Source organism: Isoptericola jiangsuensis, from assembly GCF_002563715.1.
Lineage (GTDB): Bacteria > Actinomycetota > Actinomycetes > Actinomycetales > Cellulomonadaceae > Isoptericola > Isoptericola jiangsuensis.
This window is the reverse complement of sequence record NZ_PDJJ01000001.1, coordinates 3,202,241-3,226,511: the sequence shown is the minus strand read 5'-3', so window position 1 is coordinate 3,226,511 and position 24,271 is coordinate 3,202,241. Positions and strand designations below refer to the sequence as shown.

Genomic DNA, 24,271 nt, shown 5'->3' with positions numbered 1-24,271 from the left:
GGGCCGCGCCCGGGTGAAGTCCGGCCCGTCCGCGGCCCCGTCGGAGGGTCGGTGGCCCGGCGTACCCTGGGACGGCAAGCCCGCACACCCCGTCCCGGGGTGAGGTGGGCCCGTCGTCGTGCGCCCGAAGGACCTGGAATGAATCTCACCGGAATCGTCCCCGCCCTGCTCGCCGACCCCGGTGCGGCGGCCGCGCTGGAGGCCATCCCGAGCCGCGGCGAGGTGGACGTCGTCGGCCCGAAGGGCGTGCGCGCGCCCCTCCTGGCGGCGGCGTCGCGTCGTCGTCCGCTGGTGGTGGTGACGGCGACGGGACGGGACGCGGACGAGCTGGCGGCGAGCGTGCGCGCCTACCTGCCGGACGAGCGCTCGGACGAGGTCGCGGTGCTGCCGTCGTGGGAGACGCTGCCGCACGAGCGGTTGTCGCCCCGGGCGGACACGGTCGCGAAGCGCCTGGCGGTGTTCCGGCGGCTGGCGCACCCGACGGCGGAGGCCGGGCAGGCGGGTCCCGTGCGCGTGCTGGTGATGCCGGTGCGGGCGCTGCTGCAGCCCGTCGTGGACGGCCTCGGCGAGCTCGTCCCGGTCGAGCTGTCGACCGGGCAGACGGCGGACCTCACCGCGGTGGGCGACGCGCTCGTCGCGGCCGCCTACAGCCGGGTGGACATGGTCGAGCGGCGTGGCGAGTTCGCGGTGCGCGGCGGCATCCTCGACGTGTTCCCGCCGACGGAGGACCACCCGCTGCGCATCGAGTTCTGGGGCGACGAGGTCACGGAGATCCGCTGGTTCTCCGTGGCGGACCAGCGGTCGCTGGAGATCGCGGACCACGGCCTGTGGGCGCCGCCGTGCCGGGAGATCCTGCTGACGGACGCGGTGCGGGAGCGGGCGGCGTCGCGGGTCGCGCAGCTGCCGGGCGCCACGGACATGCTGGACAAGCTGGCCGCCGGGATCGCGGTGGAGGGCATGGAGTCCCTCGCACCCGTGCTGGTGGACCGGATGCGTCCGGTGCTGGAGCTGGTCGCGGACGACGCGCTGCTGGTCCTGGACGAGCCGGAGCGGGTGCGGCGGCGCGCGCACGACCTCGTCGCGACGACCGAGGAGTTCCTCGCGGCCGCGTGGACGTCGGCGGTCGCGGGGGCGGACAGCCCGATCGACCTGTCGGCGGCGTCGTTCGCGACGTTCTCCGAGACCCGGGACGTGGCGGCGCGGCGCGGGCTGGGCTGGTGGACGCTGTCCGCGTTCTCCCTGGACGCGGCCGAGGCCGCCGCGACCGCCGCCGACGGCACGGCCCCGGAGCCCGTGACCACGGGCGCCGACGGCACGACCATCACGGTCGCCGCCCGCGACGTCGAGTCCTACCGCGGGGACGTGGCCCGCGCCCTGGACGACGTCAAGGGCCTCCAGCGCGCCGGGTGGAGCCTGGTGCTGACGACCGAGGGCCCCGGCCCCGCGCGCCGCATGGTGGAGCAGCTCGGCGCGGCGGACACGGCCGCCCGGCTGTCCACGGACCTCACCGACGCCCCCGAGGGCGGTGTCGTGCACGTCGTGCCGGCGCTGGTGGGCAAGGGCTTCGTCGCGCCGGAGCTGCGGCTCGCCGTGTTCAGCGAGGCCGACCTCACCGGTCGGCAGGGCTCCACCACGCGGGACATGCGCAAGATGCCGTCGCGGCGTCGCAACGTCGTCGACCCGCTCCAGCTCAAGGCGGGCGACTTCGTGGTGCACGAGCAGCACGGCGTCGGCCGGTTCGAGGAGATGGTGCAGCGCACCCTCGGCGCGGGCGCGAACGCGGCGACCCGCGAGTACCTCGTCATCGAGTACGCCTCCTCCAAGCGCGGGCAGCCGGGCGACCGGCTGTTCGTCCCCATGGACCAGCTCGACCAGGTCACCAAGTACACCGGCGGCGAGTCGCCGTCGCTGTCGAAGATGGGCGGCGCCGACTGGAAGAACACCAAGGCGAGGGCCCGCAAGCACGTCAAGGAGATCGCGGGCGAGCTCATCCGCCTGTACTCGGCGCGCATGGCCACCGAGGGGCACGCGTTCGGCCCGGACACCCCGTGGCAGCGTGAGCTGGAGGACGCGTTCGCGTACGTCGAGACGCCCGACCAGCTGTCCACCATCGACGAGGTCAAGGCCGACATGGAGAAGTCCGTGCCGATGGACCGCCTGATCTGCGGCGACGTCGGCTACGGCAAGACGGAGATCGCGATCCGGGCGGCGTTCAAGGCGGTGCAGGACGGCAAGCAGGTCGCCGTCCTCGTCCCCACGACCCTGCTCGTGCAGCAGCACTTCGACACGTTCTCCGAGCGGTACGCCGGGTTCCCCGTCACCGTGCGGGCGCTGTCCCGGTTCCAGGGCGCCAAGGAGTCCGAGGACACGATCGAGGGGCTGCGCACCGGCAAGGTCGACGTCGTCATCGGCACCCACCGCCTCATCACCGGCTCCGTGCGGTTCAAGGACCTCGGCCTGGTCATCGTCGACGAGGAGCAGCGGTTCGGCGTCGAGCACAAGGAGACGCTCAAGCAGCTGCGCACCAACGTGGACGTCCTGGCGATGTCCGCGACCCCGATCCCGCGCACCCTGGAGATGGCGGTCACCGGCATCCGCGAGATGTCGACCCTGCAGACGCCGCCCGAGGAACGCCACCCCGTCCTCACCTACGTGGGCGCGTACGAGGAGAAGCAGATCGCGGCGTCCGTGCGGCGCGAGCTGCTGCGCGAGGGCCAGGTGTTCTACATCCACAACAAGGTCGAGTCGATCGACCGGACGGCGGCCCGCCTGCGCGAGATGGTGCCCGAGGCCCGCGTCGGCGTCGCGCACGGCAAGATGAGCGAGAGCCAGCTCGACCAGGTCATCCGCGGCTTCTGGGAGAAGGAGCTCGACGTGCTGGTGTGCACCACCATCGTCGAGACCGGCCTGGACATCTCCAACGCCAACACCCTCATCCTGGAGCGCGCGGACACCTTCGGCCTGTCCCAGCTCCACCAGCTGCGCGGCCGCGTGGGCCGTGGGCGCGAGCGCGCGTACGCCTACTTCCTGTACCCGCCGGAGCGGCCGCTCACGGAGACCGCGCACGACCGTCTCGCCACGATGGCCGCGCACACCGACCTCGGCGCGGGCATGCAGATCGCCATGAAGGACCTCGAGATCCGCGGGGCGGGCAACCTGCTGGGCGGCGAGCAGTCCGGGCACATCGCGGGCGTCGGGTTCGACCTGTACGTGCGCATGGTCGGTGAGGCCGTGCGGGCGTACAAGGGCGAGGCGGACGCCGAGGAGCCGGAGGTCACCATCGAGCTCCCCGTCGACGCGCACCTGCCCGAGACGTACATCGCCACCGAGCGGTTGCGCCTCGAGGCGTACAAGAAGATCGCGTCGGCGCGCGACGCGGCGGCGCTCGCGGAGATCCGGGCGGAGCTGGTCGACCGGTACGGCAAGCTGCCCGAGGCCACCGAGGCGCTGTTCGAGGTGGCGGAGTTCCGCAACCACGCCCGCCGGGCGGGGCTGACGGACGTCACCGCGCAGGGCAAGCACATCCGGTTCGCGCCGGTGGACCTGCCGGAGTCGGCGCAGCTGCGCCTCAAGCGGCTCTACCCGGGCACGATCCTCAAGCCGGCGATCCGGGCGGTCCTGGTGCCGTACCCGACGACGGCGCGCATCGGTGGCAAGCCGCTGCGGGGGGCCGCGCTGCTCGGGTGGGCCGAGCAGCTCATCGACGCGGTGATCCTCGGGGACGTCGCGGCGGCGGCCACGGCGGGCACCGCGTCCCGCTGACGCCACGGACGTGCCCCGCGGACGACCGGCCGATGCGGTCGGTCGTCCGCGGTCCGAAATCTTTCGAGCCCGGGACCGGCCCCGACGCCATTGACATCGTTTTCGAAGCCCACCTAGCCTCGGGAGCACGGGCGTCGCCACGCCCGCGCCCGCGGCATCGTCGCCGCCGGCGGACACTCGCGAGGGAGCGACGATGAGGCAGAGGTTCACCAGGATGGTCGCGGGGATCGGAGCGGCCGCGCTCGTGACGGGCGGCGCGCTCGGCGCCGCCGCCGTGGGGGCGGGGAGCGCGGCGGCTGCCGACGACGTCGTGATGGAGAACGATTTCGAGACGAGCTGGGAGCCCTGGGGTCCGCGCGGCCCCGTCACGCTCGCGATCACCGACGACGCCCGCACGGGCGACGGCGCGCTGAGCGTCACCGGCCGCACCGGGAACTGGAACGGCCCCGCCACCTCCGTCGCCGGCCTCTTCGCGCCCGGCGAGGTCTACCAGGTCGAGGCCTGGGTCAAGCTCCCCGCCGACACCCCCGCCACGAGCATCCACTTCACCGTCCAGGAGACCTCCGCGGCCGGCGACGCCTACACCTGGGTCGGCGGGGACGTGCCCGTCACCGCCGCCGACTGGGTCAAGGTCGGCGGCTCCTACACGATGCCCGACGGCCTCACCGGCGCCCAGCTCTACCTCGAGGCCGCCGCCGTCGGCAGCACCCACCCGTCGTTCCTCGTCGACGACCTCGTCGTCACCGGCCAGGAGGTCGGCGGCGAGCTGCCCGACGGGTTCGTGCCCGGCGGCGCGGTCAACCCGACCGCCACGCCCGTGGTCGCCGCCCAGGCGGGCAGCACCGCGAGCACGCCCGTCGCCGCGCTGACGTTCGACGACGGCCCCAACCCGGGCACCACCCCCGCCCTGCTGGACTTCCTGGCCGAGAACGACCTGCAGGCCACGTTCTGCGTCATCGGCCAGAACGTCCAGGCCGCCGGCGGTGCCGAGATCCTGCGGCGGATCGTGGCCGACGGCCACACGCTGTGCAACCACTCCACCGGGTACGCGGACATGGGGTCGATGACCCCGGAGCAGGCCCGCGCCGACATGCTCGCCAACCTCGAGATCATCCGCGACGCCCTCGGCGACCCGAACGCCCCCGTGCCGTTCTGGCGCGCCCCCAACGGGTCCTGGGGCGCCACGCCGCAGGTCGCCGTCGCCCTCGGCATGCAGCCGCTGGCCGTGACGAACACGATCTCGGACTGGACCACCCAGGACGAGGCCACCCTGACGGACAACCTGCGCGCCGCGATGACCGACGGCGAGCTCGTGCTCGTCCACGACGGCGGCGGTGACCGCTCCGGCTCGCTCGCCGCGACCCGCACCGTCGTGGCCGAGCTGCTCGCCGACGGCTGGGAGTTCACCTTCCCCGCCGGCACCCCGCCGCGCAGCGGCCCCGTGCTCGCCACCGACTTCGAGGACGGGCTCGACGGCTGGGGCCCCCGCACCGGCGGCGACACCGCGCCCACCGTCGAGATCACAGGCGACGACGCCGTCTCCGGCACCGCCTCCGCCCTCGTCACCGACCGTGACGGTCAGGGCGACGGCATCGGCCGCGACGTCTCCGGCCTGCTGACGGCCGGGGTCCGCTACGAGTTCACCGCCCAGGTGCGGTTCGCCCCCGGGCAGGACGCCGACGCCGTCTGGCTGTCGCTCGCGTCCACCGCCGCCGGCACCACCACCTACTCCACGCTCGCCCAGTGGGGCGAGGTCACCGCCGACGGCTGGACCGAGGTCACCGCCTCCTTCCAGGCGCCCGCCGGCGAGGAGCTCTACCTCTACCTGGAGACCGACTACAACGGCACCAACACCAGCGACCTCCTCGTCGACGACGTCGTCGTCGCCGTGCCGGCGCCCGCCGTCGTCCAGGACCTCACGCCGATCAAGGACACCGTGCCGTTCCACACCGGCGTCGCCATCGACTCCCGGGAGACCTCCGGCACCGCCGCCGAGCTGCTGCTGCGCCACTTCGACCAGATCACGCCCGAGAACCACATGAAGCCGGAGGCCTGGTACGACGACGAGGGCACCTTCCGCCCGCACCCCGAGGCCGTCGCCCTCATGGACTTCGCGAGCGCGAACGACCTCGACCTGTACGGCCACGTCCTGACCTGGCACTCCCAGACGCCCGCGTGGTTCTTCACCGACGCCGCCGGCGACCCGCTGACGACGTCCGCCGAGGACCAGCAGGTCCTGCGCGACCGGCTCCGCACGCACATCTTCGCCGTCGCGCAGTGGCTCGCCGAGAGCTACGGCGAGTTCGGCGCGGACAACCCCGTCACCGCGTTCGACGTCGTCAACGAGGTCGTGTCCGACGGCGCCACCGACGACGGCCTGCGCCGCAGCGAGTGGTACCGCATCCTCGGCGAGGAGTTCATCGACCTGTCCTTCGAGTACGCCGACGAAGCGTTCAACGACGTCTACGCCGCCGACGGCACCGACCGGCCCGTCGCCCTGTTCATCAACGACTACAACACCGAGCAGGTCGACAAGCAGAACCGCTACCGCGCCCTCGTCGGCCGCCTCCTGGAGCGTGGCGTCCCCGTCGACGGCGTCGGCCACCAGTTCCACGTCTCGCTCGCCATGCCCGTCTCCGCGCTGGAGACCGCCATCGAGCGCTTCGAGGACCTGCCGGTCACCCAGGCCGTCACCGAGCTCGACGTCACCATCGGCACACCCGAGACGCAGGCCAACCTCGTCGAGCAGGGCTACTGGTTCAAGGACGCGTTCGACGTGTTCCGCGCCCACGCCGACTCCCTCTACTCCGTCACCGTGTGGGGCCTGACCGACGGCCGCTCCTGGCGTGCCGACGCCGGCGCACCCCTGCTGTTCGACGACGCCTACCAGGCCAAGCCCGCCTACCACGGCGTCGTCGACGGCGACCTGCCCGCCCAGCAGCGCTCCGCCGACGTGTTCGCCGGCGACGTCGCCCTCGACGGGTCGGCCACCACGTCGGCCCAGTGGCAGCGGCTCCCGCTGCACCCCGTCACCGACGCCGGGGAGACCGTCGCCCGCTTCCAGACCCGCTGGGCGCCCGACCACCTCACCGTCTACGTGACCGTCGACGACGCCGCCGCCGACCCCGACGACGCCGTCACCCTCCAGCTCGCCGGGAACGTCGCCACCGTGGGCCGCGACGGCACCACCACCGGCGACGTCACCGCCGAGGTCGCCGGCACCGGCACCGGCTACGCCGTCGTCGCGCACCTCCCGCTCGACGCCGCCGCCGAGGGCGACACCCTCGGCCTCGACGTCCGCGTCACCGACGCCGGCGACACCACCGGGTGGAACAGCCCCGGCACCACCGGCACCCTCACCCTCGTCGAGGAGCTGAGCTTCGCCCGCGTCGCCGAGACCACCACCGTCCCGGTCGTCGACGGCGACGTCGACGCCGTGTGGTCCGGGGTGGACACCCTCACCACCGCGAAGAACGTGCAGGGCAGCGACGGCGCGCAGGCGACCGTACGCACCCTCTGGGCCGACGACACCCTCTACGTGCTCGCCGAGGTCGCCGACCCCACCGTCGACGTCTCCGCGTCCGACCCGTGGGTGCAGGACTCCGTCGAGATCTTCCTCGACGCCGGCAACGCCAAGAACGGCTCCTACCAGGCCGACGACACGCAGATCCGCATCAGCGCCGAGAACGCCGTCTCCTTCGGCACCGGTGACCCGGACGAGCAGGCCGCCCGCGTGGAGTCCGCCACCACCCTGACCGACGGCGGCTACCTCGTCGAGGCGTCCGTCACCCTCGACGGGCAGGGCGGCGCCGGCACGTTCCACGGCCTCGACCTCCAGGTCAACGACGCCACCGCGGGCACCCGCACCGGCATCACCAGCTGGGCCGACCCCACCGGCACCGGCTACCAGTACACCGACCGCTGGGGCGTCGTCGAGCTCGTCGCCGCCCCCGCACCCCAGGCCCCCGCGTGGGTCAAGGGCCAGGTGTACACCGCCGGGGACGAGGTCACCCACGACGGCGCCCTCTACCGCGCCACCTGGTGGACCACGGAGAAGCCCGGCAAGAGCCCCTGGGGCTCCTGGCAGGAGATCGCCACCGCCCCCGACGGCACCGCCGTCTGGACCGCGTCCCGCATCTTCGTCGCCGGGGACGTCGTCACCCACGACGGCGTCCGGTACGAGGCCCAGTGGTGGACCCGCAACCAGACCCCCGGCGCCTCGCCGTGGGGCCCCTGGACGAAGGTCGGCTGACCTGACCCACCGGCAGGGCCCCGCGTGCCACCTCGGCGCGCGGGGCCCTTGCCGTGTCGGGTCCGGTCGGGTGGGGTTCGGGGTGGTGGAGGGGGCGGGCGCGGTCGCGCTCACGGTCGCTGCGCGACCTCCGCTTCCGGTCTGACGACCGCGCCCGCCCCCTCCACCACCCCGTGAGTCAGCGCAGTTTCCGGTCAGTCAGCACACCTCCCGGCGAGTCAGCGCTGGCGTCGCCCAGTCAGCGCAGGTTCCCGTGAGTCAGCGCATGCTCCGGCGAGTCAGCGCGGTTTGGCGCGAGTCAGCGCATGCTCCGGCGAGTCAGCGCAGGTCCTCGCGAGTCAGCGTGGGATGCGGTCAGTCAGCGCTTGGGTCGCCGAGTCAGCACGAGATCCCGCGGATCGGCTCTCGCGGGCGTGAGAGGCGCGGGCGGCGGGCGTCGTCGCAGGTCAGCACCGTCCTGCCCGGGTGATGTAGGCGGGCGTGGTCCGATGGCGGTCGTGGTGGGCCGGGCCGATGACGGGCGGGCAACGTCGGTAGCATCGGCCCTGCCCATCCGCCGAGCAGGAGGACCATGAGCCAGTCACCCGGGGTCGACCCGAACGTCCCTCCGACGCAGGGGTTCCCGCCGGAGGGCGTCTCCGGCGTACCGGGCGCGGACCGGACGCAGGTCATCTCGTCGGTGGCTCCCGGGGCCACCCGCGCCCTGCCCGCCGAGGACGTCGTCATGCAGAGCGCCGGGTCGACGCAGGTGTTCTCGACGAGCGCAGGGCCCACGCGGATCCTGGGGGCCGTGCCCGACGCGACGCAGGTGGTCGGGTCCGTGTCTGCTCCGACCGAGGCGTTCCCGGCGTTCCGAGCGGACGCGACCCAGGTGGTCGGGACCGTGACGCCGCCGACCACGTCGCCGGACGCGACCCCGGTGGTGTCGGCGATCGAGCCCGAGCGCACGCAGGTCGTGCCCGCCTACGCCGTCGAGGACTGGCTCCCGCCGGGATCCACGCAGGTGATCTCCGCACCTGGTGCCGACGCGACGCAGGTGATGCCCGCGCAGGGTGGGCCGTCCGCCCCGGCCGAGGTGCGACGGACACCGGTGCTCCCGCCGAGCGCCACCCACCACGGCGACCACGCCCGGTATCCCGGTGTCGGGACCGCGGGATCGGCCTCCTCCCCGACGTCCCCGCGGCGCACCCCGCCGCCCGCACCCCGGCAGGCGTACCCGTCCACCCCGCGGTCCGCGCGGCCGGGCCACCCGCCCGCCGCCCCCGTCCGGCCAGCCCCTCCCGCGCAGCAGCAGCCGGCGTGGCAGACGCCCTCGGCCCAGCAGCCGTCCTCCTGGCCGACGTCCCCGCCGGCGCAGCACGGAACCGGCCCGTCCACGACGGCGCCCCGCGCCGCACACGGGCCGGCACGGCCCGCGCCGGCGCAGCCGCCCGTCGCCCCGCAGCGCGCCGTACCGCCGCTGGGGACCGGGCCGCGGGCCGCCGACAGGCGACGTGCCGCGGAGCCGTCGCGCGCCTCGGGGACCGAACCGACGGCCGTCGCCGCGATGGTCGCCGCGGTCGTCGGATTCCTGGTTCCCCTCGTCGGGATCCTCGCCATCGTGCTCGGCGGCATCGGCGCGGACCGGGCCCGACGTCGGGGCACCGCCGGGCGGCGGATGGCGCGCACGGCGACCGTGCTCGGCTCGATCCAGGTCGTCGTCACCACTGCCGTCGTCGTCGGCGGCCTGCTGCTGTGGAACGCCGTCGCGGACGACCTGCGGCGAGGGCTCGACCAGATCGAGGGCACCTCGCTGCCCGAGCTGTCCCTGCCAGACCTCGCGCTCGACGGGCTGACCGGCGAGTGGACGCTCGACGACATCGGCGAGCTCGTCGGGACGGTCGGCCAGGTCGGTGAGCTCGGAGACCTCGCCGACCGGTGCCAGACCGGGGACGTCACCGCCTGCGACGACCTCGTCGGGCAGATCCCCGACGGCCTGCTCCCGACGCCCTGACGCGAGTCAGCGCGGGAAGTTGTGCTGACTCGCGTGGCGCTGTGCTGACTCGCGCCGTGCTGCGCTGACTCGCGGGGACGTGCGCTGAGTCGCGTGGCGGTGCGCTGACTCGCGGGGATCTGCGCTGACTCGCGCTCCGGGCGGTCGCCGTGTCGGGAGGTGCCGGAGCCCCTAGCCTGGGGCGATGGGCAGGCCGGAGCGGGTCGTCATCCACGTCGTCGCGGACTCGACGGGCGACACGGGTGCGCGGGTGGCACGGGCGGTGCGGGCCCAGTACCCGGGCCACGAGCTGGAGATCGTGCGGCATCCGCGGCTGCACAGCCAGGACGGCCTGGACGACGTGGTGGAGCAGCTGCGGGCGGACCCGGGGCCGGCGGTGGTGTTCTGCACGGTGGTGGACGAGGCCCTGCACGCGCAGGTGCTGGACCGGTGCGCGGAGCTGGGCATCCCGTGCGCTGACCTGCTGACGCCGGCCCTGGACGCCGTGGTGGCGCGCACGGGGGCGGCGCCGACGCGGGTGGTGCAGCCGGTGGGGCTGGCGGCGGACTACTTCGAGCGGATCCACGCGATGGAGTTCGCGGTGGCGAACGACGACGGCCACGTGTCGGACGAGAGCCTGCGGGAGGCGCAGGTGGTGCTGGTGGGCGCGTCGCGGACGGGCAAGACACCGTTGTCGATGTACCTGGGCTATCTGGGGTTCCGCACGGCGAACGTGCCGCTGGTGGCGGGCGTGGCACCCCCGGGCGAGCTGTTCCGGGTGGACGGGTGGAAGGTCGTGGGGCTGACGATCGACCCGGAGCGGCTGCTGGCGATCCGTCGTCGGCGGGTGGATCTCATGGGTGCGGGCCTGGCGGACGGTGGCCGCCTGGGCGGGTACGCGGACCTGGCGCGCATCTTCGACGAGCTGGACGAGGTGGCGCGGGTGCAGCGGCGGCTGGGGTGCCCGGTGCTGGACACGACGTCGTTGGCGCTGGAGGAGGCGGCGGGGCGGGTCATCGACCTGGTGACAGCGCGGCGTCGGGCCCATACAGTCCTGAACGAGCACCTCGACATGCCGACGGTCCCTGACGCGCCGGTACCCGACCTGCCGGCGACGTCGCCGGCGTCCGAGACGGAGGCGAGCGATCCATGAGCGACCAGGCCGCGGGCGTGACCGGCGCGAGCACCGTGGGCGGCGCCCGCCCGCGGATGGTGTACGACCTGTCGGAGGGCGGCGCGGACATGAAGCCGCTGCTCGGCGGGAAGGGCGCGGGGGTCGCGGAGATGATCCGCATCGGTGTGCCGGTGCCGGACGGCTTCACGGTGACGACGCAGGCGTGCGTGGCCGCGATGGAGGCGGGCGGGGTGTGGCCGGACGGCCTGTGGGCGGAGATCGAGGCGCACCTGGACGCGTTCGAGGAGCGCACGGGGCGGCGGCTGGGGGGAGCGGAGCGGCCGCTGCTGGTGTCGGTGCGCTCGGGCGCGGTGGTGTCGATGCCGGGGATGATGGACACGATCCTCAACCTGGGAATCTCGGACGAGTCGGTGGTGGCGCTGGCCGAGGAGTCGGGGAGCCCGCGGTTCGCGTGGGACTGCTACCGGCGCTTCCTGCAGATGTACGGCGAGGTGGTCGAGGGCGTCCCGGCGCACGCGTTCTCGGACGAGATCGCGGCGCTGAAGAACCGGCGGGGCGTCGAGCAGGACACCGACCTCACCGTCGAGGACCTCACGGAACTGGTGGGGACGTTCCGCACGGTGGCGCGGCGGCACACGGGCGAGGACCTGCCGACGGACCCGCGCGAGCAGCTGCGCCGGGCGGTGCGGGCGGTGTTCGCGTCGTGGGACACCCCGCGGGCGGGGGTGTACCGGCGGGCGCACGGCATCGCCGACGACCTGGGCACGGCGGTGAACGTCATGCAGATGGTGTTCGGCAACCGGGGCGACACGTCCGCGACGGGGGTGTGCTTCACGCGGAACCCGTCGACGGGCGCGAAGGAGCTGTACGGGGAGTTCCTGGTGAACGCTCAGGGGGAGGACGTCGTCGCGGGCATCCGCACACCCCGTCCCCTCGCGGAGATGGAGCAGGTGCTGCCGGGCGCGTACCGCGAGCTGCTCGACACGATGGCGCGGCTGGAGCAGCACTACGGCGACATGCAGGACATCGAGTTCACGGTCGACGACGAGCACCTCTACCTGCTGCAGACCCGCACGGGGAAGCGCACGGCGGCGGCCGCGCTGAAGGTGGCGCGCGACCTCGTCGCCGAGGGCGTCATCGACCGGGCCACGGCGTTGCGCCGCCTCGAGCCCGGGCAGCTCGACCAGCTCCTGCACCCCGGCCTCGACCCCGACCACGGGCGGACGCCCCTGACGCGCGGGCTGAACGCGTCCCCGGGCGCGGGCGTCGGCCGGCTCGTGTTCGACGCCGACACCGCCGCCGAGCGGGGCGCCGCGGGCGAGCCGGTGGTGCTCGTGCGCTGGGAGACGACGCCGGACGACATCCACGGCGTCATCGCCGCGCAGGCGGTGGTGACGTCCCACGGCGGCATGACGTCGCACGCCGCGGTGGTGGCGCGCGGCATGGGCAAGCCGTGCGTGGCGGGCGCCGGCGACCTGCGCATCGACGTGGAGGCGCGCACCGTCTCCGTGGGCGGCACGGTGCTCGGCGAGGACGACGTCGTCACGGTCGACGGCTCGACGGGCGCGGTGTACGCCGGGGCGCTGGACCTCGTGCCCCCGCAGGTCACGGACGACTTCACGGAGGTGCTCGGCTGGGCCGACGACGTCCGCCGCCTCGGCGTGCGCGCCAACGCCGACACCGGCCCGGACGCCGCGAAGGCGCGCGAGCTCGGCGCGGAGGGCATCGGCCTGTGCCGCACCGAGCACATGTTCATGGACGCGGCCCGGCTGCCCGTGGTGCAGGCCATGATCCTGGCCGAGGAGCCCGCCGAGCGGGCCGCCGCCCTCGACCGTCTCCTGCCCATGCAGCAGGCCGACTTCGAGGAGATCTTCACGGCGATGTCGGGCCTGCCGGTCACGATCCGGCTCATCGACCCGCCCCTGCACGAGTTCCTGCCGGACCTCGTCGAGCAGTCGCTCCTCGTGCAGCGGCTGGAGGACGCCGGGACGACGGGGCCCGAGCTCGACGACGCCCGGACCCTCCTCGCGCACGTGAAGCGACTCAGCGAGATGAACCCCATGCTCGGCACGCGCGGCGTGCGGCTCGCGCTGCTGCACCCCGAGATCGCGCAGATGCAGGTGCGGGCCATCGCCCGGGCGGCGCTCGCGGTCCGGGCCCGGGGCCTTGACCCGCACGTCGAGATCATGGTGCCGCTCGTCGGGTTCGCCGAGGAGCTGCGGCGCATGCGCGACGTCGTCGTGTCGACGTGGGAGCAGGAGGTGCCGGCCGGGGACCTGCCGTACTCCGTCGGGACGATGATCGAGCTGCCGCGGGCCGCGCTCGTCGCGGACGCCGTCGCGGAGCACGCGGACTTCTTCTCGTTCGGCACGAACGACCTCACGCAGACCACGGTCGGCATCTCGCGGGACGACGCCGAGGGGTCGTTCCTGCACACGTACGTGGACGCGGGCGTGGTGCCGGACAACCCGTTCGCGAGCATCGACGTCGACGGTGTCGGGGAGCTGGTGCGTATCGGCGTCGCCAAGGGGCGGACCACCACGCCCGGCCTGAAGACGGGGGTGTGCGGGGAGCACGGCGGCGACCCGGCGTCCATCGCCCTGTTCCACGAGATCGGTCTCGACTACGTGTCCTGCTCGCCGTACCGCGTGCCGATCGCCCGCCTGGCCGCGGCGCAGGTCGCCCTCGGCGACTGACCGCCGCGAGTCAGCGCTGGCTGCCGTGACTCAGCGCAGGCCTCCGCGACTCAGCGCAGGCTGGTCAGTCGCCGCGCTCGATGGCGCCGGCGATGCGCTGCTCGATGGCGTCGGTCGCGGCGTCCGGCAGCGCGATGACGCCCTCCAGCTCCTTCGTGGCGCGCCGGTAGGCGGACTGCCGCTCCGCGGAGGACGCCGCCGGGTCGTCGGCGATGGCGAGGAGCTTCTTCGCGCGGTCCACGGCGCGGCGCTCGGCGTCGGTGAGGTCGGAGGCGCGCCGCCGCCGGGCCTCGGCCTCCGCCACGTCGAACCGTGTCTGCAGGTCGAGGACGGCGGTGCGGTAGCGCTCCAGGCGCTGCCGGTCGCGCAGCTCGGCCAGGTCGTCGGGGCGCAGCGCCTCCGCGTCGCGCCGAGCCCGGTGGAAGTCCACCATGACCTGCTCGCGCATGTCCGTCATCAGCGGGTACTCGAGGATCTTCACGGCGTCGAGCTCGTAGTCGAGCCAGCGCCGCACGGTCTCCTCGTGCACGGCGACGGTGCGGTCGATCTCGCTCGTCAGGGACTCCTCCGCCTGGACGGCGCCCGGCCGGTCCCCGTACCTGAGGCGGTACATCTCGATCTTGTCGCGACGACGGCGGTCGTCCCACCGGCGCAGCCCCTTCGCCCAGCCGCCGAACGCGGCACCGAGCGGGAAGACGAGCCACCAGTAGGAACCGAGGAAGTCCCAGAAGCCGTTCATCACCGCACTCACGATAGTCGTCCCGACGCCGACCGACCCGGGCCGGGGAGGGCGGTCGAGGGTCACGCACCGACACCAGGGCGACCACCAGGTGGGCCCCGGCGCGCGCGCTCCGTGTCGGGTCTAGGCTGGGGGCGTCAACCTCCAACGTCGCGGGCGTCGGCTTGCCCGGGTGCGAACGCTCCCTGGCGCGGCCCCGGCAGCCCGCGAGCCCTGCAAGAAGGAGCATCCGTGGCAAGCATCGAAGCCGTTGGCGCGCGCGAGATCCTGGACTCTCGCGGCAACCCCACCGTCGAGGTGGAGATCGCCCTCGACGACGGCACGTTCGCGCGTGCCGCGGTCCCGTCCGGCGCCTCGACCGGCGCGTTCGAGGCCGTCGAGCGTCGGGACGGCGACAAGGGCCGTTACCTGGGCAAGGGTGTCGAGGGTGCGGTCAACGCCGTCATCGACGACATCGCCCCCGAGCTCATCGGCTACGACGCCGAGGAGCAGCGCCTCATCGACCAGGCCCTCATCGAGCTCGACGGCACCCCGAACAAGGGCAAGCTGGGCGCCAACGCGATCCTGGGCGTCTCGCTCGCCGTCGCCAAGGCGGCCGCGAAGTCGTCCGGCCTGGACCTGTTCCGCTACGTCGGCGGCCCGAACGCCCACGTGCTGCCGGTCCCGATGATGAACATCCTCAACGGCGGCTCCCACGCGGACTCCACCGTCGACTTCCAGGAGTTCATGATCGCCCCGATCGGCGCGTCGTCCTTCAAGGAGGCGCTGCGCTCCGGCACGGAGGTCTACCACGCGCTGAAGAGCGTCCTGAAGTCGAAGGGGTTCTCCACCGGTCTCGGTGACGAGGGCGGCTTCGCCCCCGACCTGCCCTCCAACGTCGCGGCGCTCGACCTCATCCTCGAGGCCATCGAGAAGGCCGGGTTCGCCCCGGGCTCCGACATCGCCATCGCGATGGACGTCGCCGCCACCGAGTTCTTCAAGGACGGCGCGTACCACTTCAAGAACGGCGAGGTGCACTCGACCGAGGACATGATCGCGCTGTACGCGTCCATGGTCGCGAACTACCCGATCGTCTCCATCGAGGACCCGCTGTCCGAGGACGAGTGGGGCGCCTGGACGCAGTTCGTCGCCGAGGTGGGCGACAAGGTGCAGGTCGTCGGCGACGACCTGTTCGTCACCAACCCGGAGCGCCTCGCCCGCGGCATCCAGGAGAAGTCGGCGAACTCGCTGCTGGTCAAGCTCAACCAGATCGGCACCCTCACCGAGACGCTCGACGCCGTGACGCTCGCGCAGCGCAACGGCTTCACCACGATGACCTCGCACCGCTCCGGCGAGACCGAGGACACCACCATCGCCGACCTGTCGGTGGCCACGAACGCCGGTCAGATCAAGACCGGTGCCCCGGCCCGTGGCGAGCGCATCAACAAGTACAACCAGCTCCTGCGCATCGAGGAGGCCCTGGACGACGCCGGCCGCTACGCCGGTCGTTCGGCCTTCCCGCGTTTCCAGGGCTGACACCCTCGCGCCGGCCGTGCGCCGGCGCGGGCCTGCGCGAGCCGGCACTGGTTCCCGCGGGACAGCACAGGACTCGCCGAGTCAGCGCAAGGTCTCGCGAGTCAGCGTGATCCGGCGCGAGTCAGCGCAGGATCGTGCGCAGGCAGCGTGCACGACGACGGTCGGTCACCTTCGGGTGGCCGGCCGTTCCGTCGTTCCGGGCTGGGTCTGCGTCGAGGCACGAGATCGTGCGCTGACTCGGCGAGTCCTGCGCTGACTCGCGCGTGCGTGCGCTGACTCGCGGGGAGGTGCGCTGACTCGCCGGGGCGGGTCCGCGGCGAGGTGGGGACGGTTCGGCACAATCGAGGCGTGCCGTCCCGTCGTCCCGCCGCCCCGAACCCGCGCCCCTCGTCCCGGCCGTCGTCCCGGACGTCCGGGCGGCCGGGTGCCCGGGCCGGCGGCCGCACGCGGTCGACGGGCGCCTCGAAGAGCACGGCACGCACGACGGCGCCCCGCAGCACACGTCGTCCGTCGGGTCCGGCGCGGGACGAGCGGCGCCGCAGCCGGCTCGGCCTGGTGCTGCCCGAGGTCCTCACGGTCCGGCTGCTCGTGCTCGGCGTCGTCGTCCTGCTGGCGTTCGTGCTCATCCTGCCGACGGTGCGCGGCGCGGTGCAGCAGCAGGCGCAGATCGACCGCCTCCAGGCGGAGCTCGACGCGCACGAGACGGAGCGCGCCGCGCTCCAGGACGAGCTGGACCGGTGGGACGACCGGTCGTACGTCATCCAGCAGGCGCGCAGCCGCCTGAACTACGTGGTGCCCGGCGACACGGTGTGGCGGGTCGTCGACGCCGACGCGATCGAGGGCGACGACGCCGCGGACGCCGGGCAGAGCGACGCGCCGACGGTCGCGGCGGCCCCGACGGGGGCGCCCTGGTACGAGGGGCTGTGGGAGTCGGTGCAGGTCACCGACCGGGCGGCCGCGCCGGAGGACCTCCCGTCGCCCGCGGTGTCGCCGTCGGCGCCGGCCGACGGTGACGAGCGCGACGGTGCGGGCGACGCGTCGCCCGCCCCGGACGGGGGAGAATGAACCCGTGACCTCCACGCCTGCCACCGACGACCCGACCGCCGTCACCGCCCACGACCTCGAGGTGCTCGCCGAGCAGCTCGGCCGCGAGCCGCGCGGTGTCGTCGGCATCGCCGCGCGCTGCGTGTGCGGGCGGCCCCTCGTGGTCCGCACCGCCCCGCGCCTGCCGGACGGCACGCCGTTCCCGACGACGTACTACCTGACGCACCCGGGTGCGGTGGCCGCGGCGTCCCGCCTGGAGGCGGACGGCGTGATGAAGGAGATGTCGGACCGGCTGACGCAGGACGAGGAGCTCGCGGCGGCCTACGCCCGGGCGCACGAGCACTACCTGGCGCAGCGTGCGGAGCTGGGGCACGTCGAGGAGATCGACGGGATCTCGGCGGGCGGCATGCCGACGCGCGTGAAGTGCCTGCACGTCCTCATGGGGCACGCGCTGGCCGCGGGGCCGGGCGTGAACCCGCTGGGCGACGAGGCGCTGGAGCGCGTCCGCGACCAGTGGCGTCCGGACCGCTGCTCGTGCTGACCGCGGACCGTCCGGCGGTGTCGTGCCCGGGCCGCGGGCAGGGCGCGCGCGTGTCGGGGCGTGATGAGAGGGTGTGCCGGTGATGAGCAGCACCCGCGTGGCCGCCGTCGACTGCGGCACCAACTCGATCCGACTCCTCGTGGCCGACGTGGCCCCCGACGGCACCCTCGTCGAGCTCGACCGGCGCATGGAGATCGTGCGGCTCGGCCAGGGTGTGGACCGCACCGGCGAGCTCGCGCCCGAGGCGTTGGAGCGGACCCTGGCGGCGACACGCGAGTACGCGAAGGTCGCCGGGGACCTGGGTGCGACGAAGGTCCGGTTCGTGGCGACGTCCGCCACCCGCGACGCCCGCAACCGCGACGTGTTCGTCGCGGGCGTGCGCGCCGCGCTGGGCGTCGAGCCGGAGGTCGTGTCCGGGCAGGAGGAGGCGCTGCTGTCGTTCCGCGGCGCGACCAGCGGCGCCGCGTCGGCCCACCCCGGCCCGTACCTCGTGGTGGACCTCGGCGGCGGCTCGACCGAGCTCGTCCTGGGGACGTCGTCGCCCGAGGCGGCGCTGTCGACGGACGTCGGGTCGGTGCGGCTCACGGAGCGGCACCTGCACTCCGACCCGCCCACCGCGGCCGAGGTCGCGGCGGCCCGCGCGGACGTCGACGCCGCCCTGGACGCCGCCGCCCCGGTGGTGCCGTGGGGCCGCACGGCGACCCTCGTGGGGCTGGCGGGTTCTGTGACGTCGGTGACGGCGCACGCGCTCGGGCTGCCGACCTACCAGCGGGACCGGGTCAACGGCACCGTCCTGACCGTGTCCGACACCCTCGCGGCGTGCGACGACCTGCTGTCCCGGACCCGCGCGCAGCGTCTCGACCTGGGGTTCATGCACCCGGGGAGGGCGGACGTCATCGGCGCGGGGGCGCTCGTGTGGGCGCGGGTCGTGGAGCGGGTGCGCGACGACGTCGCCGCCGCGGGTGGCGCGCTGACGCACGTCGTGACGAGCGAGAGCGACATCCTCGACGGCATCGCGCTGTCGCTGGCCTGACTGCTCCGCGGACGCGGGGAAAGTTCTCCCGGCGTACGGTCGTAGACTGTGAGCATGCCTCAGAACGATCTGTCCTCGGACAACTCTGCCCTGGGCGTGGTGGAGACGACCTCGCGCCCGCGCAAGGTCCCCCGCGTCGTCGTCCTCGGCGGGGGTTCCGTCGGCCTGTACGTGGCGCGCCGCCTGCGCAAGAAGCTCGGCAAGCGCGAGGCGGCCGTCGTGGTCGTCGACCCGCGCCCGTACATGACGTACGCGCCGTTCCTGCCGGAGGCGGGTGCCGGTTCGATCGACGCCCGTGACGTCGTCGCGCCCCACCGTCTCGCGCTCAAGGGCGTCGACGTGCTCCAGGGCAAGGTCGTCCACATCGCGCACGGTGACAAGAAGGTCACGATCTCGCCGGAGGAGGGCCCGGACTACGAGGTCTCCTACGACCACCTCGTCGTCGGTCTCGGCTCGGTCTCGCGCACGCTGCCCATCCCGGGCCTGGCGGAGAACGCGATCGGCTTCAAGAACGTGGAGGAGGCCATCGCGGTCCGCAACCACGTGCTGAACCGTCTCGACGTGGCCTCCTCGACGTGGGACGTCGAGCTGCGCAAGCGGATGCTGACCTTCACGTTCATCGGTGGTGGGTTCGCCGGCATCGAGGCGCTCGCCGAGATCGAGGACATGGCGCGCTACGCGACGCGCAACTACCCGACGATCGAGCCGTCGGACCTGCGCTTCGTCATGATCGAGGGCGCCGGGCGCATCCTGCCCGAGGTGTCGGAGCCGATGGGGCTCTGGGCGCTGGAGGAGATGAAGAAGCGCGGCATCGAGTTCCACCTCAGCACGTTCCTGTCGTCGTGCGTCGACGGCCACGTCGTCACGTCGACGGGCGTCGAGTTCGACACGGACACCCTGGTGTGGACGGCCGGTGTCAAGGCGAACCCCGTCATCAAGGAGGACTCGGACCTCCCCGTGGACCGCATGGGCCGCGTGACGGTGAAGGCGACCCTCCAGGTCGCCACGGAGGACGGCGAGGTCGTCCCCGACGCGTGGGCCGCCGGCGACTGCGCCGCGGTGCCGGACCTGCTGAACCCGGGCTCGTTCTGCCCGCCGAACGCCCAGCACGCGATCCGCGAGGCGAACCAGCTCGCCGACAACCTGGTCGCCACCCTCAAGGGCGAGCAGCCGGTCGAGTACAAGCACAAGAGCGTGGGCGTCGTCGCGTCGCTCGGCCTGTACAAGGGCGTGGCGGAGCTGTTCGGCTTCGTCAAGCTGCGCGGCCCGCTGGCGTGGCTGGCGCACCGCGGCTACCACGTCATGGCGATGCCGACGGGCAACCGCAAGCTCCGCATCCTCGTGGGCTGGATCGGGCAGTTCCTCATGGGTCGCGAGATCGTCTCGCTCGGTTCGCTGCACGACCCGCGCGACGAGTTCCGCAAGGCGTCGGTCCCGCCGAAGCCGGCGGGCGAGAAGGTCGAGCAGAAGGCGCAGTCGTCCGCGGCGGTCGCCGAGAAGGGCTGACCTTCCGTTCGAGGCATGACGGGCGGTCGTGCCCGGTGGGTGTGGTCGCGCCCGGTACCGTGAGGTGCCGGTCGCGGTCGTCGCGCCGGGGGCGACCGCCCGTCGCCGTGTCTCGTCGCCCCCGTAGCCCAACTGGCAGAGGCAGCCGGCTTAAACCCGGCCCAGTCCCGGTTCGAACCCGGGCGGGGGCACGCCGTGCGCAGGGGACGACCTCGTCCCGATAGTTGCCCCAAGCAATCAAGCGGCGTAGCCTCGGTCCGACCCCACCGAGGAAGGCGCACCCGTGGCCCACCACGACGAACCCCACCGCACCGCCATCTACGCGACCGCGCTCACGGCGTTCTTCGCCATCGCGGGTATCGCGATCGTCGACCCGATCCTGCCCGTCATCGGGCACGAGATCGGGGCGAGCACCTGGCAGATCGAGCTGCTGTTCACCGCCTACGTGGCCGTCATGGCGCTCGGCATGGTCCCCGCCACCGTCGCCACCGGACGCTTCGGGTACAAGAAGATCCTCGTCGCCGGGGTGGGGGTCGTGGCGGTCGCCGCCGTCGGTGCCGCCCTCGCCGGCGGCCTCGTCGGCCTGGCCCTGCTGCGCGGTCTGTGGGGGCTGGGCAACGCGATGTTCTTCGTCACCGCCATGGTGCTGCTCGTGTCGCTCGCGAACGACCGCGGCTGGGCCGTCGAGCTCTACGAGACGTGCCTCGGCCTCGGCTTCGCCCTCGGCCCGCTGCTCGGCGGGCTGCTCGGCCAGATCTCGTGGCGCGTCCCGTTCCTCGCGTGCGGCGTGTTCATGGTCGGCGCGATGGTGCTGTCGATCGTCAAGCTCCGCGACCCCGACGAGCGGCCCGCCCCGCTGCGTCACCGGCAGGTCTTCGCGCCCTTCCGGCGGCCCGCGTTCGTCGTGCTGTCCGTCGTCGTGGCCGCCTACAACTTCGTGTTCTTCATCGTGCTGGGCTACACGCCGATCGCGCTCGGCCTCGACGTCGTCCCCCTCGGCCTGGTGTTCACGGGGTGGGGCGTCGGCCTCGCCGTCGGCATCCTCGTCGTCGGGCACCGGCTCGCGCACCGCCTCGGCGCCGTGCAGACCGTCGGTGCCGCGCTCGTCGTGCTCCTCGCCGCCCTCGTCGGGCTCGCGACCTCGCCCGGCACGGCCGTCAGCGTGGTCTGGCTCGTCGTCGCGGGTCTCGCCATGGGCGTGACGAACGCCAACGTCACCGACCTGGCGCTCGGCGTCGGCGACCCCGACCGGCGCGTGACCACCGGCGCGTTCAACCTCGTGCGCTGGGGTTTCGCCGCGCCCGCCCCCGTCGTCGCCGGGCTGCTGGCCGAGCACGTGGGGCTCGCCGCCCCGTTCTGGGTGGGCGCCGGCGTGCTCGTCGTGGGGGTGGCGACGATGCTGCTCCTCGGTCACCGCATCGCGGCTCCCGTGGGGGAGCGGGTGCTCTGGCGGCGGTGGGACGCCGCCGCGGCCGAGGTCGAGGGCACGCCCGCCGAGGCGGCCGCTCAGCTCTGAGTCAGCCCGCGCGATGCCGGCGCTCGGCGTCGGCCGCCGCGTCGCGCAGCGCGTCCAGGACGTGGCCGACCGCCCGCCGTCGGGCGACGTCGGGCCGCAGGACCGCGACGACGTGCCGCACCGCGGGGACCCCCGTCAGGGGCCGCAGGGTCAGCCGGTCGCCGACGGGCGTGGTGAAGCGCGGCAGGATCGCGACCCGGTCGCTCGTCGCGACGAGCGCCTCGACGAGCCGGTTGTCGACGATCCGCTGCCGCACGTCGAGCTGCTCGCCCGTGACCTGCTCGATCCCGATCAGCACCGTGTCGAAGGGGTAGCCGCGGGGCACGCCGACCCACGCGCACCCGGCGACCTGCCGCGCCGACACCGTGCGGTGCCGCGCCAGCGGGTGCGCGGGGGACATCGCGACGTCGAGCGGCTCGTCGGCCAGCGGCACGACGACGAGCCCGTCCGTCCCCGCGGGTCGCACGCTCGTGAGGCTGTGGGCGACGACCACGTCGTGGTCGGCGGTGAGCGCCCCGAACGCGTCCTCGGCGAGGTCGACGTCCGCGAGGCGCAGGTCGACGCCGCCCCCGGCGAGCGCCGCCTCGACGGCGGGCAGGAGGAACGTGGCGGCGCTGGGCAGCGCCGCCACCGAGACGGTGCCGGCGGGGGCGCCGCGGAACGCGTCCCAGCGCGCCTGGACGTCGGCGAGGGCCACCTGCACCTGCACGGCCTCGGCGGCGAGGAGGCGGCCGGCGTCGGTGAGGCGGATCCCGCGGCCGTGGGGTCGGACGAGCTCGGTGCCGAGCTCGCGCTGCGCGGTGCGCAGCTGCTGGGAGACGGCGGACGGCGTGCGGTGGGTGGCGGCGGCGACGGCGGCGACGCTGCCGCGGTCGGCGAGCTCGCGCAGGAGGTCGAGATGACGGACGTCCATGAAGGCAGCCTACCGAGAGGTTCAGGAATGGTTGCTTGTCCTTCATCGACCTGCCGGTGACGATGGCCGTGTGCCCACCCGTCACCGTCTCCTCGCCGTCGTCGTCGCCCTGCTGTGGGGCCTGAACTTCCTCGCCATCGACGCCTCGCTCGCGCACTACCCGCCGATGTTCCTCGTCGCGCTGCGGTTCGCCGTCCTCGCCGTCCCCACCGTCCTCCTCGTCCCGTGGCCCGGGGTGCCCGTGCGCTGGCTCGTCGGCTACGGGCTCGGGTTCGGCGTGCTCCAGTTCGCGTTCCTCTACTGGGGCATGGCCGCGGGCATGCCGGCCGGCCTCGCCTCGCTGGTCCTCCAGATGTCGGGTCCGTTCACGGTGGTGCTCGGCGCGGTGTTCCTGCGCGAGCGTGTGTCGGGACGGCAGGTCGTCGGCATCCTCGTCGCGGTGGCGGGGCTGACGGCCGTCGGCTGGCAGCGGGCCGAGAACGCGGCGCTCCTGCCGTTCCTCCTCACCCTCGCCGGGGCGTTCGGCTGGGCGATCGGCAACGTCAGCAACCGTCTCGCGAAGCCCCGCAGCCCCCTGCACCTCGTGCTGTGGATGTCCGTCGTGCCGCCGCTGCCCATGCTCGCCGTGTCGTGGGTCGTCGAGGGTCGCGACGCCATCTGGACCTCGCTGACCACCTACGACGACGCCGCCGCGTGGTGGGCCGTCGTCGGCCTCGCGTACACGGTGCTGCTCGGCACGGTGGCCGGGTCGGGGCTGTGGACGTGGCTCATGGCCCGGCACCCCGCCGGGGTGGTCGCCCCGTTCTCCATGCTGGTGCCCGTCGTGGGGATGAGCTCGGCCTGGCTCGTGCTCGGCGAGGAGGTCACGCCCGGCGAGCTCGCGGGCGCGCTGCTCGTCGTCGGCGGTGTGCTGTGGGGCAGCCGCCCCGCGCGCACCGCCCGGCCCGGACCCGCCGGGACCGCCGTGCCGGGCACCACAGCGCCCGGGACCGCCGGGCGCGGGCCCGCGGAGCCGGTGTCGCCCGCCGGGGCCGCCGCCGCGCCGGGGCACCGGGACCCGGACGGCCGGCTTCTGCCCGTAGCAGAACGGTGACGGCCGGGGCGCGACGCCCGTCCGTGCCGCGAGCCCCGGGGGTAGCGTCGAGCCCATGACGCCGGTGACGACGACCCCCGCCGAGCCCGGTGCGCCCGGGGCGGCCCGGGGCGCGCGCGAGCCCCTGCTGCGCCACCTCGTGGGCGGCATCCTGCGCCGGGCGCGGCTCGCGCAGGGCCGGACGCTCCAGGAGGTCGCGGCGACCGCGCGCATGTCCACCGCGTACCTGTCGGAGGTCGAGCGCGGCCGCAAGGAGGCGTCGTCGGAGATGCTCGCCGCGGTGTGCGGCGCGCTCGGCATCCGCCTCGTCGACCTCGTCGCCCAGGCGCACGACGCCCTGGCGGCGACGACGCACGCGGACCGGCGCGGGGTGCGGGTCCTGACCTCCACGGCGTCCCCGGTGCGCACCCTGCGGACCGGCCCCGCGCCGGCCCGGCCCGTGGACGGGACCGTGCTGCTCGCGGCCTGACGCCGCACCCCGGACGCCGCACCGCAGGCGCCGCACCGCGGGCGCCGCACCCCGGGTGACGAGCGCCGGAGCACCGACGGCCCGG

Annotated in this window: 15 protein-coding genes and 1 tRNA gene; 14 read left to right on the top strand and 2 right to left on the bottom strand. The window is 74.0% G+C overall.

What is annotated here, in order from left to right; genetic code table 11:
- Positions 1–138 precede the first annotated feature (138 nt).
- From mfd to ppdK, 5 genes are all read left to right on the top strand, one after another.
- Positions 139–3,762 carry a transcription-repair coupling factor gene (gene mfd / locus ATJ88_RS14520; protein WP_098464437.1) on the top strand — a complete coding sequence of 1,208 codons (3,624 nt, stop codon included), beginning with the start codon at positions 139–141 and terminating at the stop codon, positions 3,760–3,762.
- 193 nt (positions 3,763–3,955) lie between these two features.
- Positions 3,956–8,014 (top strand): endo-1,4-beta-xylanase, encoded by a 4,059-nt coding sequence (locus ATJ88_RS18610; RefSeq protein WP_098464436.1) that lies wholly within the window; start codon positions 3,956–3,958, stop codon positions 8,012–8,014.
- Positions 8,015–8,585: 571 nt separating this feature from the next.
- Positions 8,586–10,007 carry a DUF4190 domain-containing protein gene (locus ATJ88_RS14510; RefSeq protein WP_098464435.1) on the top strand — a complete coding sequence of 474 codons (1,422 nt, stop codon included), beginning with the start codon at positions 8,586–8,588 and terminating at the stop codon, positions 10,005–10,007.
- A 184-nt stretch (positions 10,008–10,191) separates the two neighbouring features.
- The gene (locus tag ATJ88_RS14505) at positions 10,192–11,139 is read left to right on the top strand and encodes a pyruvate, water dikinase regulatory protein (RefSeq protein ID WP_098464434.1); all 948 of its coding nucleotides are present in this window, start codon (positions 10,192–10,194) and stop codon (positions 11,137–11,139) included.
- Between the two features lie 56 nt (positions 11,140–11,195).
- Complete coding sequence (gene ppdK / locus ATJ88_RS14500; protein ID WP_211287592.1) at positions 11,196–13,817, top strand: pyruvate, phosphate dikinase; 2,622 nt, start codon at positions 11,196–11,198, stop codon at positions 13,815–13,817.
- A gap of 64 nt (positions 13,818–13,881) precedes the next feature.
- Here ppdK and ATJ88_RS14495 read toward each other — a convergent pair whose 3' ends face one another.
- On the bottom strand, positions 13,882–14,556 hold the full coding sequence (locus tag ATJ88_RS14495) for a hypothetical protein (RefSeq protein ID WP_098464432.1): 675 nt from the start codon (positions 14,554–14,556) through the stop codon (positions 13,882–13,884).
- 231 nt (positions 14,557–14,787) lie between these two features.
- Between ATJ88_RS14495 and eno the strand changes: the two genes are divergently transcribed.
- From eno to ATJ88_RS14460, 7 genes are all read left to right on the top strand, one after another.
- Positions 14,788–16,071, top strand: coding sequence for a phosphopyruvate hydratase (gene eno, locus ATJ88_RS14490; protein ID WP_098464431.1), 1,284 nt, complete (start codon positions 14,788–14,790; stop codon positions 16,069–16,071).
- 348 nt (positions 16,072–16,419) lie between these two features.
- Entirely contained in the window at positions 16,420–17,136 is a 717-nt protein-coding gene (locus ATJ88_RS14485) for an FtsB family cell division protein (protein ID WP_245852455.1), read from the top strand.
- 4 nt (positions 17,137–17,140) lie between these two features.
- Positions 17,141–17,656, top strand: a complete 516-nt coding sequence (locus ATJ88_RS14480) for a DUF501 domain-containing protein (protein WP_098464430.1) — start codon at positions 17,141–17,143, stop codon at positions 17,654–17,656.
- Between the two features lie 82 nt (positions 17,657–17,738).
- The gene (locus ATJ88_RS14475; RefSeq protein ID WP_098465381.1) at positions 17,739–18,689 is read left to right on the top strand and encodes a Ppx/GppA phosphatase family protein; all 951 of its coding nucleotides are present in this window, start codon (positions 17,739–17,741) and stop codon (positions 18,687–18,689) included.
- Between the two features lie 54 nt (positions 18,690–18,743).
- The gene (locus ATJ88_RS14470) at positions 18,744–20,195 is read left to right on the top strand and encodes an NAD(P)/FAD-dependent oxidoreductase (protein WP_098464429.1); all 1,452 of its coding nucleotides are present in this window, start codon (positions 18,744–18,746) and stop codon (positions 20,193–20,195) included.
- A 117-nt stretch (positions 20,196–20,312) separates the two neighbouring features.
- A tRNA-Leu gene (locus ATJ88_RS14465) sits at positions 20,313–20,386 on the top strand.
- A gap of 92 nt (positions 20,387–20,478) precedes the next feature.
- Entirely contained in the window at positions 20,479–21,711 is a 1,233-nt protein-coding gene (locus ATJ88_RS14460; protein WP_098464428.1) for an MFS transporter, read from the top strand.
- Position 21,712: 1 nt separating this feature from the next.
- On the opposite strand, the gene ATJ88_RS14455 is transcribed toward ATJ88_RS14460, so the two are convergent.
- Entirely contained in the window at positions 21,713–22,624 is a 912-nt protein-coding gene (locus tag ATJ88_RS14455; RefSeq protein ID WP_098464427.1) for a LysR family transcriptional regulator, read from the bottom strand.
- A 70-nt stretch (positions 22,625–22,694) separates the two neighbouring features.
- Here ATJ88_RS14455 and ATJ88_RS14450 point away from each other — a divergent pair, with 70 nt between their 5' ends.
- Together ATJ88_RS14450 and ATJ88_RS19040 are read left to right on the top strand one after the other, a co-directional pair.
- A complete protein-coding gene (locus tag ATJ88_RS14450) occupies positions 22,695–23,717 on the top strand; it encodes an EamA family transporter (RefSeq protein ID WP_098464426.1) in 1,023 nt (340 codons plus the stop codon).
- A 55-nt stretch (positions 23,718–23,772) separates the two neighbouring features.
- Complete coding sequence (locus ATJ88_RS19040) at positions 23,773–24,186, top strand: helix-turn-helix domain-containing protein (protein ID WP_098464425.1); 414 nt, start codon at positions 23,773–23,775, stop codon at positions 24,184–24,186.
- Positions 24,187–24,271 lie beyond the last annotated feature (85 nt).